This is a genomic window from Ruegeria sp. CDSC054, from assembly GCF_059610645.1.
On record NZ_JBXWOA010000002.1, the window covers coordinates 756681 to 769141 of the forward strand.

Annotated in this window: 16 protein-coding genes and 1 pseudogene; all 17 read right to left on the reverse strand. The window is 55.7% G+C overall.

Features of this window, described 5'->3' with window-relative positions:
- Positions 1-98: 98 nt before the first annotated feature.
- Entirely contained in the window at positions 99-719 is a 621-nt protein-coding gene (locus AC2FGC_RS07710; protein ID WP_496725571.1) for a 2OG-Fe(II) oxygenase family protein, read from the reverse strand.
- A 49-nt stretch (positions 720-768) separates the two neighbouring features.
- The gene (locus AC2FGC_RS07715) at positions 769-1317 is read right to left on the reverse strand and encodes an amino acid synthesis family protein (RefSeq protein ID WP_282120538.1); all 549 of its coding nucleotides are present in this window, start codon (positions 1315-1317) and stop codon (positions 769-771) included.
- Positions 1318-1480: 163 nt separating this feature from the next.
- The gene (rplP, locus tag AC2FGC_RS07720) at positions 1481-1894 is read right to left on the reverse strand and encodes a 50S ribosomal protein L16 (protein ID WP_058272368.1); all 414 of its coding nucleotides are present in this window, start codon (positions 1892-1894) and stop codon (positions 1481-1483) included.
- A 12-nt stretch (positions 1895-1906) separates the two neighbouring features.
- The gene (gene rpsC / locus AC2FGC_RS07725) at positions 1907-2617 is read right to left on the reverse strand and encodes a 30S ribosomal protein S3 (protein WP_496725243.1); all 711 of its coding nucleotides are present in this window, start codon (positions 2615-2617) and stop codon (positions 1907-1909) included.
- Entirely contained in the window at positions 2617-2997 is a 381-nt protein-coding gene (gene rplV / locus AC2FGC_RS07730; RefSeq protein WP_039538267.1) for a 50S ribosomal protein L22, read from the reverse strand. Before rplV ends, rpsC begins: the two co-directional genes overlap by 1 nt.
- A gap of 3 nt (positions 2998-3000) precedes the next feature.
- Positions 3001-3279, reverse strand: a complete 279-nt coding sequence (rpsS, locus tag AC2FGC_RS07735) for a 30S ribosomal protein S19 (protein ID WP_010437056.1) — start codon at positions 3277-3279, stop codon at positions 3001-3003.
- A gap of 3 nt (positions 3280-3282) precedes the next feature.
- Positions 3283-4125: a 50S ribosomal protein L2 gene (gene rplB, locus AC2FGC_RS07740; RefSeq protein ID WP_008757664.1), complete on the reverse strand. Its 843-nt coding sequence runs from the start codon at positions 4123-4125 to the stop codon at positions 3283-3285.
- A gap of 226 nt (positions 4126-4351) precedes the next feature.
- The gene (locus tag AC2FGC_RS07745) at positions 4352-5986 is read right to left on the reverse strand and encodes a sulfatase-like hydrolase/transferase (RefSeq protein WP_496725241.1); all 1635 of its coding nucleotides are present in this window, start codon (positions 5984-5986) and stop codon (positions 4352-4354) included.
- 164 nt (positions 5987-6150) lie between these two features.
- Positions 6151-6231 (reverse strand): annotated as a pseudogene (locus tag AC2FGC_RS07750) (50S ribosomal protein L23); the annotation flags it as partial.
- A 5-nt stretch (positions 6232-6236) separates the two neighbouring features.
- On the reverse strand, positions 6237-7271 hold the full coding sequence (locus AC2FGC_RS07755) for a fatty acid desaturase (RefSeq protein WP_496725239.1): 1035 nt from the start codon (positions 7269-7271) through the stop codon (positions 6237-6239).
- 270 nt (positions 7272-7541) lie between these two features.
- A complete protein-coding gene (locus AC2FGC_RS07760) occupies positions 7542-8552 on the reverse strand; it encodes an aldose epimerase family protein (protein ID WP_496725237.1) in 1011 nt (336 codons plus the stop codon).
- Positions 8553-8689: 137 nt separating this feature from the next.
- The gene (locus AC2FGC_RS07765) at positions 8690-8986 is read right to left on the reverse strand and encodes a 50S ribosomal protein L23 (protein WP_058272362.1); all 297 of its coding nucleotides are present in this window, start codon (positions 8984-8986) and stop codon (positions 8690-8692) included.
- Positions 8983-9600 (reverse strand): 50S ribosomal protein L4, encoded by a 618-nt coding sequence (rplD, locus tag AC2FGC_RS07770; protein WP_050605826.1) that lies wholly within the window; start codon positions 9598-9600, stop codon positions 8983-8985. Before rplD ends, AC2FGC_RS07765 begins: the two co-directional genes overlap by 4 nt.
- On the reverse strand, positions 9597-10322 hold the full coding sequence (gene rplC, locus AC2FGC_RS07775; RefSeq protein WP_058272361.1) for a 50S ribosomal protein L3: 726 nt from the start codon (positions 10320-10322) through the stop codon (positions 9597-9599). The genes rplD and rplC overlap by 4 nt, the downstream gene beginning before the upstream one ends.
- An 18-nt stretch (positions 10323-10340) precedes the next feature.
- A complete protein-coding gene (gene rpsJ, locus AC2FGC_RS07780) occupies positions 10341-10655 on the reverse strand; it encodes a 30S ribosomal protein S10 (RefSeq protein ID WP_008756422.1) in 315 nt (104 codons plus the stop codon).
- Between the two features lie 185 nt (positions 10656-10840).
- Positions 10841-11254 (reverse strand): hypothetical protein, encoded by a 414-nt coding sequence (locus tag AC2FGC_RS07785; RefSeq protein ID WP_496781881.1) that lies wholly within the window; start codon positions 11252-11254, stop codon positions 10841-10843.
- A gap of 589 nt (positions 11255-11843) precedes the next feature.
- A partial coding sequence (locus tag AC2FGC_RS07790) for an EF-Tu C-terminal domain-related protein (RefSeq protein WP_496781883.1) occupies positions 11844-12461 on the reverse strand: 618 nt, incomplete at its 5' end.

Here is a 12461-nt window from a genome sequence, read left to right on the forward strand (position 1 = left end):
TTTTTCGACAACTCGAAGTGAAAAGTGATTGGCGGGGGCGCCGCCCATTCGTCCCGCAATCGCTACATTAGTACAATTACCGTGTCGTGACCCGCGGCTCACTCCCACTTGTAGTTAAAGCTGACACTGATCCGCTCATCCTCGGCCATATTCATCGGCACCTCATGTCGCAGCCAGCTTTCCCACAGCAGGACATCCCCCACCTGCGGCTTCATATAGATGAACGGCTGCAAATCCCGCCGCCCGCCCTTTAGCCGCGTCGGTGCCGCCATCATGCGGGCCGAGCGGGGGTCTTCCAGTTTCAGCGCGCTCGCCCCTTCGGGCATCGCCACATAGGTCGTGCCGGAAATCACGCTGTGCGGGTGCAGGTGGCTGGAGTGCATTCCACCTTCGGGGAGAATGTTGATCCACAGGTCTTCGAGCTTCAATTCACCCTCGCCCAGATCGAACTCCAGATCCTTGGCAAAGGCTGCCACATGCTGATCCAACGCCTTGACCAGATCGGCAAAGATCGGGAACCGCCAGGGCAGATCGGTCAGCGAGGCATAGCTGGTGTAGCCGGGATAGCCGTTTTCTTCGCACCATTCCTGCCCGGCCTCATCATCCTCGGCGATAACAAGACAGGAGTTTTCCATTTCATCGGGATCGATCTTGGGATCGAATTCGGAAAGGGCTGCGCGATAAAGACGGGTAACGAAGAGTGATTCAATCTGTGCCATGGGTCGGGCATAGCCCAAGCCCTGACCCAAGACCAGCCCCGGCCAGCCTTCAGTTTTTGACCGGTCCCGAACCGCAGCGCGGGATCGGGCGTCCGCCATCTGCGTAGGCCAGACACATGACGATCTCGTCCGGTTTCGGCGCATCCGGAATATTCAAAGTCATGGTATCGAAATGGTCAAAGGACCACGGGTTGTCCTTGTGCCCAAGCGGCAGATCGATTGAACATCCCGGTGCCCCGAGTTTGGCATTGGACGGAATGACAGCTTCGCCCCCACCCGCTGTAGCACGCATAGGAGCGCCAAGTTTCGGGTGGATCAGTGCGCCGCCTTGTTCGAGATCGCCATTCGCGCCAACAATCGCTGCTTTACCGTACGAAATCGGAGAACCGTCGAGTTGAGAAACAGCCTCGGCCGCGAGGTCAGCGCCGAGCGCACCACCTATTTCAAACAGCTCGGACAAGTCTTCCGAAAATTTACCGGCGAGTGGGTTCTGTATGACTGCCAAAGCTGCAACCCGGCAGACCGGAGCACATAGTTGCCCCAATTGGTCGGTGGTTATGACCTCTTTGATGAATACCTTCTTGCGCAGCTGAAACATATGACCCTCCCATTCACAATTGTTAGCCTATGGGGGCCATGGACAATCGTCGACTTCTTTCACGAAACGATGGGATGGATCACAATAGGCTGACGAAAAAGAAAACCCCCGCCGGTGTCCCGACGAGGGTTAATCTTGTTACGAAGGGCTTTCGCCCAATCGCTTACCAGTCTTCGCGGATCACGACGCGGGTCTTGATCGGCAGCTTCATCGCGGCCAGGCGCAGGGCCTCTCGGGCGATGTCGTCATTGACGCCGTCGATCTCGAACATTACGCGGCCAGGCTTGACTTTGCATGCCCAGCGGTCGACCGAACCTTTACCTTTACCCATACGAACTTCGATCGGCTTTGCAGTGACCGGAGTGTCGGGGAAGATGCGGATCCAGACACGGCCCTGACGCTTCATGTGACGCGTCATGGCACGACGTGCAGCTTCGATCTGGCGTGCAGTTACACGCTCAGGCTCAAGAGCTTTCAGACCATAGGTGCCAAAGTTCAGATCAGAGCCGCCCTTGGCTTCACCCTTGATCCGGCCTTTGTGCATCTTGCGGAATTTAGTACGCTTTGGTTGAAGCATATCTTTCCCTCCTTAGCGACGACCGCCACCAGCACCACGAGGTGCAGGGCCGTCCTGGAGTTCCTGTGCTTTACGGTCACGTGCCTGCGGATCGTGCTCCATGATCTCACCTTTGAAGATCCAGACCTTGATCCCGATGATCCCGTAGGGGGTCATCGCTTCGGCATGTGCGTAATCGATGTCGGCGCGCAGCGTGTGCAGAGGCACACGGCCTTCGCGGTACCACTCGGTCCGTGCGATTTCGGCGCCGCCCAGACGGCCAGCGACGTTCACCCGGATACCCAGAGAGCCCATGCGCATGGCGTTCTGAACCGAACGCTTCATTGCGCGACGGAACGAAACACGACGTTCCAGCTGCTGAGCAATGGACTCGGCAACCAGCTGCGCGTCAAGCTCGGGCTTGCGCACTTCGACGATGTTCAGGTGCAGTTCGCTGTCAGTCATGTGAGCAAGCTTTTTGCGCAGAACTTCAATGTCTGCACCTTTCTTGCCGATGATGACACCAGGACGCGCGGTGTGGATCGTAACGCGGCACTTCTTGTGCGGACGTTCGATGATCACACGGGCAATACCGGCCTGCTTGCACTCTTTGTTGATGAACTCACGGATCTTGAGGTCTTCCAGCAGAAGATCACCGTAGTCCTTGGTGTCGGCGTACCAGCGGCTGTCCCAGGTGCGGTTCACCTGCAGGCGCATGCCGATCGGATTTACTTTATGACCCATTAGGCTTGCTCCTCAACTTGACGCACCTTGATGGTGATCTCCGAGAACGGCTTCATAATCTTGCCGAACCGACCACGGGCACGCGGGCGACCGCGCTTCATGACCAGGTTCTTGCCAACCCATGCTTCGGCGACGATCAGCTCGTCAACGTCCAGGTTGTGGTTGTTCTCGGCGTTGGCGATTGCGGACTGCAGGCACTTCTTGACGTCCTGCGCGACACGCTTGTTCGAGAAAGTCAGGTCGGTCAGAGCCTTCTCGACTTTCTTGCCGCGGATCATTTGCGCAACCAGGTTCAGTTTCTGCGGGCTAGTGCGAAGCATGCGCGTTTTCGCCATTGCTTCGTTTTCAGCCACGCGGCGGGGGTTCTTTTCCTTGCCCATGACTTACTTCCGCTTCGCTTTTTTGTCAGCGGCGTGACCGTAATAGGTACGAGTTGGCGAATACTCACCGAACTTCTGACCGATCATGTCTTCCGAGACGTTGACGGGGATATGCTTATGGCCGTTGTACACACCAAAGGTCAGACCCACGAACTGGGGCAGAATGGTGGAACGACGCGACCAAATCTTGATGACTTCGTTGCGGCCCGACTCGCGCGCTGCTTCGGCTTTTTTCAGCACGTAAGCATCGACGAAAGGACCCTTCCAAACAGAGCGAGACATAGATTAACGTCCCTTCTTCTTGGCGTGCCGCGAGCGGATGATCAGCTTCTGGGACGCTTTGTTCTTGTTGCGGGTACGCTTACCCTTGGTGTCCTTACCCCACGGTGTAACCGGTGTACGGCCACCCGAGGTACGACCTTCACCACCACCGTGCGGGTGATCGATCGGGTTCATTGCAACACCACGAACCGACGGACGAACGCCTTTGTGGCGCATACGACCGGCTTTACCGAGGTTCTGGTTCGAGTTGTCGGGGTTGGACACGGCACCAACGGTGGCCATGCATTCCTGACGGACCATGCGCAGCTCGCCCGAGCTCAGACGGATCTGAGCGTAGCCGCCATCGCGACCAACGAACTGAGCGTAAGTACCCGCCGCACGTGCGATCTGACCGCCTTTACCAGGCTTCATCTCGATGTTGTGGACGATGGTACCAATGGGCATGCCCGAGAACGGCATTGCGTTGCCCGGCTTGATGTCGGCCTTGGCGGATGCCACGACTTTATCACCAACAGCCAGACGCTGCGGAGCCAGGATATATGCCTGCTCGCCGTCTTCGTATTTTACCAGTGCGATGAATGCGGTCCGGTTCGGGTCATATTCGATCCGTTCAACGGTTGCCGCGACATCAAATTTATTCCGTTTGAAGTCAACGATCCGGTAGAGACGCTTTGCGCCACCGCCGCGGCGGCGTGAAGTGATCCGTCCGGTGTTGTTCCGGCCGCCCGATTTGGTCAAACCCTCAGTGAGAGACTTGACCGGACGTCCTTTCCAAAGCTCCGAACGGTCGATCAGCACCAGCCCGCGCTGGCCCGGCGTCGTCGGCTTGTACGACTTGAGTGCCATGCTTTCTGTCTTCCGTTTAGCAAGTGCAGGGGATTTCCCCGCTATGTGATAGGCCCCCGTAGGTGCCAAGGGTATAGGGCCCCGAAGGTCCCCGGTTACAAATATCAGAGGCCCCGGAACGAATCCGAGGCCGTAAGATTGGGAGCGTTTAGCAGTGTTGGGGGTGGGTGTCTATAGAAGAAACCCGAATTTCATCTTCCAAACATGCGATCGCCTCAAGCAGCAACTACTGCCAGCTTGAAAACACTTCGCGGGCCTTTTCACTCTCGGGCCGCAGGTTTTCGATCCCCCCATAGGGCACACCTTTGCCCAGTGGCAGGTGAGGATACTTTTCGATCATCTTCTGGTGCCGTTTCATCATATCCTGAAAGGACGCGCCGGACCAGAGTGAGCCACCGATATCGGGCGTGGATTCACGAGGGTCACGCAACACGTTATAAACCGGCGCTGCAGCGCCGGGCACACCGGGCGGCGGTAAGTGCATTTTGAATTCCTGCTTAACAATCGAACGCAGAACAGGGCCCTCGTAGATATAGACGTAGTCTCGGCGTGAGTTCCCTTCGCCCTCCAAAAGCAATGCGGTCTGGTCTATCCCATCTATCACACGATCGCGCGGAATATGTTCACTGCCTCCCGCGATCCGAGCCAGCGTGGTGTACAGATCTGAGACGTGAATAATGTCACCGGCATAGCTTCCGGCTTCGACGGCGGCTGGCCATCTGACAAAAGCATCAACCCGCACACCACCTTCAAGGTGTTCGGCTTTACCACCGCGATATATCAACTCCATCATCCCCGAATCCGGCGAGTATTGTTTGAAAATCCCGTTGTCCGCCATGAAAATGACCAGCGTGTTCTCGGACATACCGAGGTCATCAATCTTGGCCAGCAATTCACCAAACCATGTATCTACAACTTCCAACTTGTCTGCCATGAAGCCACCATTCCGACTCGTTTGCTGATCGGAATAGGTGAAGTTCAACGGATAGAGCGGCCAATATTGCAGGAAGAAGGGAGAGTCTTCTTTCGACAATAGTTCGAGCTGCTCCAGGGCTTGGGATTGGTAGCGTTCATTCATTCGTTCGTAATGCGCCTGCGTCCATTCTTCACCCGGAGCGAGGTCAACTTCTCGGGCCAATCCTCCCGCCTTAGCCTCCAACCCCGTCACAAGCCCATAGGGTTTAAACAGTTGGTCAACGGCAAATTCACCGGACTGGGTAGATCGGTGCCAACCGTTTAGATTGCTCGCTGCTGCAGCTTCAGGTGTCATCAAACTCAGCTGCACTTGCTGATGGACAGGAAAAAAGGCGTTATCGAACCCCTGATTGTGCGGGAACGACTGCTCAATATCTCCTTGATGCCACTTACCTACATGGGCAGTATTGTAACCGGATTGCTTTAAAACCTCAGCCAGCGTCACCTCATCTGCCGACAGTCCTTCGCCAACCAGGGCAACTTTCACTTCTTCCTGCCCAGCACGAACCGGGTGGCGACCCGTCAAAAAAGCCGTTCTCGTCGGAGTGCAAGAGGGCTCTGTATACATGCGCATAAGAGAAAGGCTCTCTGCGGCAAAATCGTTGATTTCCGGGGTATCAAAGCCCGTCACATAGTTCATTGGCCGACTGCCCATCAGGCCGAAACTCACATCGTCTATCAGGACAAAGAATATGTTTGGTGGGCGGTCATTATTGGCAGATCGAATAGCTGCAAGCTTTGCATCGACTTCGAGATCCTGCGCGTCCCATTGATCACCGAATTGCGCCCGAAGGAATTTGTACTCGCCGTCATGTACAATCGGTTGGCCTTGTGCATGCAGAGTTGTTGCAGCAGCCAACGCGGCAAAAATGGTTCGAAAAAGCATCAAATCCCTCCAATTGACTATCGTCTCAAGGATAGCGGTTTGAGCCCACCAGTCAAACATTCAGCAATTTGAAGGAGAGAGCCCCGTCAATCAAAAAAAAAGGCCCCCGCCTTCGCGGGGGCCCTTATCTCTCTCCAAAGACGGATCCGATCAGAGACCGGTAGAACGTTAATGGTGTTACCCTCTTCCCGGGTCACATTTGCTTTTTTGACGCCTTTCCGACGGCCCAGCTGGTCGAGGAACCTACCCCTCACCCATAAAGCGCGCGGGCCTCGGCGAAGGACAGCAGGCGACGGCCCTTCTCATCCCACAGATGCAGGCGCGCGTTGGCGAGGCTCTCACGGATGGTCATCTGGTTGCTGTTAGCCAGTTCATCATGATCGCGCAGCACCTCGGTCAGGCGATAGAACGGAATGCGGCTGTAGAGGTGGTGCACGTGATGGATACCGATATTGGCGCTGAACCACTGCAGCACGGACGGCAGGATGTAATGCGAGCTTCCGTGCAGGGCGGCCTCGTGCAATTGCCAGTCCTCATCGGTATCCCAATGTGTGTCCTCGAACTGGTGCTGCACGTAAAACAGCCACACACCCGCAGTCGCGGCAATCAGGGTTGAGGGCAGAAAGATCAGCAGCACCGGCATCAGGCCGCCAAAATAGTAAACGGCGACGAGGGCAGCCAGAATGGCAAGATTTGTGCCCATCGCGCTGATCCAGAACCTGACGCTGCCCGTCAAACCCAGCGGGAGGCGGTTTTGGAACAGGAACAGATAGCCGGGGCCTAGGACAAACAGTGTGATAGGGTTGCGGTACACGCGATACCAAAACCGATTCATGGGCGTCTTTGACTGATACTCGGCAACAGTCAACGTGTGGATATCGCCCATTCCCCGTTTGTCCAAATTGCCCGAACTGTTGTGATGGTTGGAATGCGTACGGCGCCAGACGTCATACGGCGTCAGGGTCAAAACACCGATGACCCGCCCAACCCAGTCGCTGACCGACCGGTTCTTGAAGAACGCTCCGTGCCCGCAATCATGCTGGATCGCAAACAGGCGCAGCAGGAAGGCCGCGTTGAGAACGGCAATCGCAAAAGCCAGCCAATAGCTGACGGAAAGCGACATCCAGGACAGCGCCCATAAAACGAAAAAGGGGATAATGCTGACACCCAGCTCAAAGGAGCTGCGCCACTGGTTCGGTTCGCGGTATTTGGCAAGTGTCGAAACCCAATCCCGCGCGGCGGTCACATCCGGTTTGTCCGGGGTCGAGAGATAGGGTTTTGTCATACGCCTGCCATGTCACTTCTGTTTGTAGAAACCGCATAGACTACCGTTCCGGCATAGCAAGCGAATTCTGGCTGAGGCGATTGCGTCGCGCTCATTTTCTTTGGTGTTGTTGCTCGGGAAACCTCCGCTTTCGCGGGTGCCTTCTTACTTATCCACAGTTGGACCCGATCAGAGATAGGTATTCACGTCGATGGTGTAACCCTCTTATGTGGTCAAATTTGCTTTATTGACGTTTTGCGGCGGCCCAACTGATCACGGAACCTCCTGATTTTACCCCCCGCCCTGAAACACGTATCGTGAAACATGGCGATAGGTTTGGCCCTTGCGCAATACCGCACTGGGAAACCCTTGCTGATTGATTGAATCGGGCCAGACCTGTGGTTCCAAAGCGACGCCAGAATAAGGGCCGTAGGGTTGGCCGCCCAAGCCAATGCGTGGACCTTCATCCAAAGACGAACCGGAATAGACCTGCAAACCCGGCTCGGTCGTCTCTAGCTGCATCGTCAGACCCGAGGACAGGCCGGTCAACGTCGCCACAGGACGACAAGGCAGACGCTGATCGGACAGGCAGTAATTGTGATCGTATGCCCAGCCTCCCAAAGGTCGCGGTGACCGCAGGTCAAAGGGCGTGCCCTCAACGCTAAGCGCTTCACCTGTGGGAATGAGGTCCCCGTCAACAGGGGTGTAGCGTTCAGCGCGCACCATTAGTTCGTGTTTGCGGATGTCTGCGCCACCGTCGAGGTTGAAGTAGATATGCGGGGTCAGATTGCAGAGACTTGCCGACGTTGTCCGCGCTTCCATTTCGATACTCAATGTAGCGTCGGCCTCGACTCGGAAGGTCACTGTCGTTGCCAAGTCGCCGCCAAAGCCCATATGGCCATCAGGCAGGGTCAGCTGCAAAGTGACCGCGCCCGGTGTGACGCTGGAAACTTCCCAGACCAGACAATCCATACCCTGCGTTCCGCCGTGCAACGTATGAATACCCAAATAATTGCGATCCAGCTTGTAGCCTGCGCCATCCAGACTGTAAGACGCACGCGCGATCCGATTGGCACAACGGCCCACCATGGCTCCTAGGTAAGCCGTGCTGTCTTCATAGCCTGCAATCTCTGGCCACCCCAATATCAGAGGATGCTCAAAATCCTGCAAACGCAGATCCTGCAGCGTTGCGCCATAAGTCAGGATACGCGCAGAAAGCGCCCCCTGCCCGATTTCGATGCTTCTGACGATTTGACCATCCCGGGTTTTCCCGAAATCGCGAACCTGCTGTTCAGCCTGCATATCACCCGTCTCACTGCCTAGAGGTCACTGTGCGCAGGTTCGGGCCAAGTTCAACGCGGCCAAACGAGCTGCGCCAACAAAAAAAGAGCCCCTGCAGCAGCAGGGGCCCTTTGTTCTTTTCCCAAAGACGGGTCCGATCAGAGACCGGTGCTTACGTCGATGGTGTTACCCTCTTCCAGGGTCACATATGCTTTTTTGACGTCTTTCCGCTTGCCCAACTGGCCGCGGAACCGCTTGACCTTGCCTTTGGTGATGGTGGTGTTGACCGCCTTCACCTTGACACCAAACAGCGATTCAACCGCTTCTTTGATCTGCGGTTTGTTGCTGTCGATCGCCACTTCAAAGACAATCGCGCCGTTCTCAGACGCCATGGTCGACTTTTCAGTGATGATCGGCTTGCGGATCACGTCGTAGTGTTCTGCCTTCGCGCTCATTTCAGACGAGCCTCCAGTGCTTCGACAGCCGCTTTGGTGAGCACGAGAGTGTCACGCTTGAGGATGTCATAAACGTTTGCACCCATCGACGGCAGGATATCCAGACCTTCGATGTTGCGCGACGCCTTCAGGAAACCTTCGTTCACGGTCGCCCCGTCGATGACCAGAGCGCGTTTCCAGCCCAGGTTTGCAACCTGTTTGGCCAGTGCAGCGGTCTTGCCTTCGGCTTCGGCGTTTTCGATCACAACCAGTTCACCAGCTGCCATTTTGGCAGACAGCGCGTGGCGCAGACCGAGTTTACGGAACTTCTTCGGCAGGTCATGACCATGCGAACGCACGACCGGACCTTTGTAAACGCCACCACCCCGGAAGATCGGTGCCGAGCGAGCGCCGTGGCGTGCGCCACCGGTGCCTTTTTGGCGATAGATCTTCTTGGTCGAGTAGGACACTTCCGAGCGGGTCTTGACCTTGTGGGTGCCAGCCTGCGCGTTGTTGCGCTGCCAACGGACCACACGGTGCAGGATGTCCGCGCGCGGCTCGAGGCCGAACAGATCGGCGTCCAGCTCGATGTTGCCGGCTTTGCCGCCGTCCAGTTTGATTACATCAAGTTTCATGCTTCACCACCTTCCGCGGGAGCTTCTTCCGCAGGTGCTTCAGTTGCAGCACCTTTTACGGCTGCCGGGAAAGGCAGGCCTTCCGGTGCTTTCTTCTTGACGGCGTCCTTGACGGTAACCCAGCCCGATTTCGGTCCGGGAACGGCGCCTTTGATGAAGACCAGACCACGGTCGGCGTCGGTTTTGACAACTTCCAGGTTCTGGGTGGTTACACGGGCAGCACCCATGTGACCGGCCATCTTCTTGCCTTTGAAAACCTTGCCCGGATCCTGACACTGGCCAGTCGAACCGTGCGAACGGTGGCTGATCGAAACACCGTGCGAGGCGCGAAGACCACCGAAGTTGTGGCGCTTCATTGCACCGGCAAAGCCTTTACCGATCGAGGTACCCGAAACGTCAACCTTCTGACCTTCCAGGAAGTGTTCTGCCGAAATCTCGGCGCCCACTTCGATCAGGCCATCTTCGGAGACGCGGAACTCGGCCAGCTTACGCTTGGGCTCGACCTTTGCAGCGGCATAGTGACCGCGCATGGCCTTCGAGGTGCGTTTTGCCTTGGCAGCACCTGCGCCCAGCTGAACGGCGGTGTAGCCGTCTTTGTCAGCGGTACGCTGTGCAACGACCTGCAGGCCGTCCAGGTGAAGAACGGTCACAGGGATCTGCTTGCCGTCTTCCATGAACAGGCGGGTCATGCCTACTTTTTTTGCGATAATACCAGAGCGCATAATCTATACCCTCCGATCTTACGACTGCAGCTTGATCTCGACGTCCACACCAGCGGCGAGGTCGAGCTTCATCAGCGCGTCAACGGTCTGGGGGGTCGGATCAACGATGTCGAGCAGACGCTTGTGCGTACGAATCTCGAACTGGTCGCGGGATTTCTTGTCAACGTGAGGGCCACGGAGAACCGTGAACTTCTCGATCTTGTTCGGCAGCGGGATCGGGCCGCGCACGTTCGCGCCGGTCCGCTTGGCAGTGTTGACGATCTCTTGCGTGCTGGCATCCAGAACGCGATAGTCAAATGCCTTCAGCCGAATACGGATGTTTTGGCTTTGCATATTAACAGCCTTTTATCAGGCGTTGAGGTTGAGAGGAGGACGGACGCGCATCGCCAACCCTCTTCGAACCCAAAAGGCGGGAATCACCCCGCCTCGATGTTCGTGTAGAGAACTCGCGCGAAATACAGCGGTGTGGAGGGGTTGGCAAGAGAATTCTCTACTAGGACAGAAGCGAAAAGTAACCTTTAGTTATTTTCCTTTTCCATCCATGCTTCAATCATCGTGTCCCACTCTTCGACCGACATCGGCCTTTTGTTCTCTGAAGGGTAATCTTGCTGGTACTCAAGAACTTCATTGGACCGTCTAGCCGCGATTGTTTGGGCTACAAACTCGGACGCGGCTCCTTCAAAAAAATCACTGATTGGCGCATTTACGTTTGCGCTATTGGTGAATATTGATGAACGTTTAAAAACAGTTGCCGCGTAGTTGAAACTGTAACGACTTTTGCCCTCGGCACCACCCAACGTTAAATTGACCAGAGTCTGGACGTCAAATGTCGCGCTGATTGCACAAATACCGTTTGAGGTGCGAAAACCAAATGCGGACAACGTCGTTACAACAGTTTCGAAGTTAAGAAACTTTGGTTCATAGTCGGGCACGAAAATTTCGTTTGCTTCATAAGTCAAGTAAACTCGTGAACGTATCGACGATGAATTTGTCCAACAATTGTCCGTAACCTCATCAGCGACTTTCAGAGTACTGTTTCTAATGAGACCAAGTTCTCCGCCCCAACTAACAGACTTGGGAATGTCCTCGAAACCTTCGCTTTGTGCGATTGCCACTGACCCACAGAGAACCGCAATAATTGTCAATATTGATAGTCGGTCAATCGAAATTCCCATCCCAATACTTTCGCCTTTAAAGTGAAATAGACAAAATCAGTACTTCCACAGTTGCGCGCCCAAGACAACCTAACCCTAAAGTCCGAACCAAAAATCTGCCCCGATGCGGGAAAACGTTCGTTCGCTCACCAATTGGGTTCGAGATTTATCGACGAACTATCTCTTCACCGTCACCGATTACTCATTGGCTTAAAAGACCTCAAATTTGTTAGCACTTCAGGCCTATTTTTTTCAAAAAAGAAGGCCGCCCCTTGTGGAACGGCCTTCTTTAGTTCTTCACCGAGTTGCTCTCGGCAGATTTTCATTTGGAAAATCGCCTACCGCAACCAGGCGCGACAAGCGCGCCTTACTCGACGATTTTCGACACGACGCCGGCGCCGACGGTGCGGCCGCCTTCGCGGATGGCGAAACGCAGGCCGTTTTCCATCGCGATCGGTGCGATCAGCTCAACCTCGAACGACACGTTGTCGCCAGGCATAACCATCTCGGTGCCAGCTGCCAGGGTCACGGTGCCGGTCACGTCAGTTGTACGGAAGTAAAACTGAGGACGGTAGTTCGCGAAGAATGGAGTGTGACGACCGCCTTCTTCCTTGGTCAGGATATAGGCTTCGGCTTCGAACTTGGTGTGCGGTGTAACCGAACCCGGCTTACACAGAACCTGACCACGCTCAACGCCTTCACGGTCGATACCGCGCAGCAGGGCGCCGATGTTGTCGCCTGCTTCACCGCGATCCAGCAGCTTGCGGAACATTTCAACACCGGTACAGGTGGTTTTCTGAGTGTCGCGGATGCCGACGATTTCGATCTCGTCGCCAACGTTGATCACGCCACGCTCAACACGGCCGGTCACAACGGTACCACGACCCGAGATCGAGAACACGTCTTCAACCGGCATCAGGAACGGCTGGTCAACAGCGCGCTCAGGTGTCGGGATGTACTCGTCCACGGCAGCCATCAGCTTGCG

Excerpts from the sequence above, each read along its gene's own strand:
- AC2FGC_RS07710 (WP_496725571.1), bottom strand. The coding sequence starts at position 719 with ATGGCACAGATTGAATCACTCTTCGTTACCCGTCTTTATCGCGCAGCC.
- AC2FGC_RS07715 (WP_282120538.1), bottom strand. The coding sequence starts at position 1,317 with ATGTTTCAGCTGCGCAAGAAGGTATTCATCAAAGAGGTCATAACCACC.
- rplP (WP_058272368.1), bottom strand. The coding sequence starts at position 1,894 with ATGCTTCAACCAAAGCGTACTAAATTCCGCAAGATGCACAAAGGCCGG.
- rpsC (WP_496725243.1), bottom strand. The coding sequence starts at position 2,617 with ATGGGTCATAAAGTAAATCCGATCGGCATGCGCCTGCAGGTGAACCGC.
- rplV (WP_039538267.1), bottom strand. The coding sequence starts at position 2,997 with ATGGGCAAGGAAAAGAACCCCCGCCGCGTGGCTGAAAACGAAGCAATG.
- rpsS (WP_010437056.1), bottom strand. The coding sequence starts at position 3,279 with ATGTCTCGCTCTGTTTGGAAGGGTCCTTTCGTCGATGCTTACGTGCTG.
- rplB (WP_008757664.1), bottom strand. The coding sequence starts at position 4,125 with ATGGCACTCAAGTCGTACAAGCCGACGACGCCGGGCCAGCGCGGGCTG.
- AC2FGC_RS07745 (WP_496725241.1), bottom strand. The coding sequence starts at position 5,986 with ATGCTTTTTCGAACCATTTTTGCCGCGTTGGCTGCTGCAACAACTCTG.
- AC2FGC_RS07755 (WP_496725239.1), bottom strand. The coding sequence starts at position 7,271 with ATGACAAAACCCTATCTCTCGACCCCGGACAAACCGGATGTGACCGCC.
- AC2FGC_RS07760 (WP_496725237.1), bottom strand. The coding sequence starts at position 8,552 with ATGCAGGCTGAACAGCAGGTTCGCGATTTCGGGAAAACCCGGGATGGT.
- AC2FGC_RS07765 (WP_058272362.1), bottom strand. The coding sequence starts at position 8,986 with ATGAGCGCGAAGGCAGAACACTACGACGTGATCCGCAAGCCGATCATC.
- rplD (WP_050605826.1), bottom strand. The coding sequence starts at position 9,600 with ATGAAACTTGATGTAATCAAACTGGACGGCGGCAAAGCCGGCAACATC.
- rplC (WP_058272361.1), bottom strand. The coding sequence starts at position 10,322 with ATGCGCTCTGGTATTATCGCAAAAAAAGTAGGCATGACCCGCCTGTTC.
- rpsJ (WP_008756422.1), bottom strand. The coding sequence starts at position 10,655 with ATGCAAAGCCAAAACATCCGTATTCGGCTGAAGGCATTTGACTATCGC.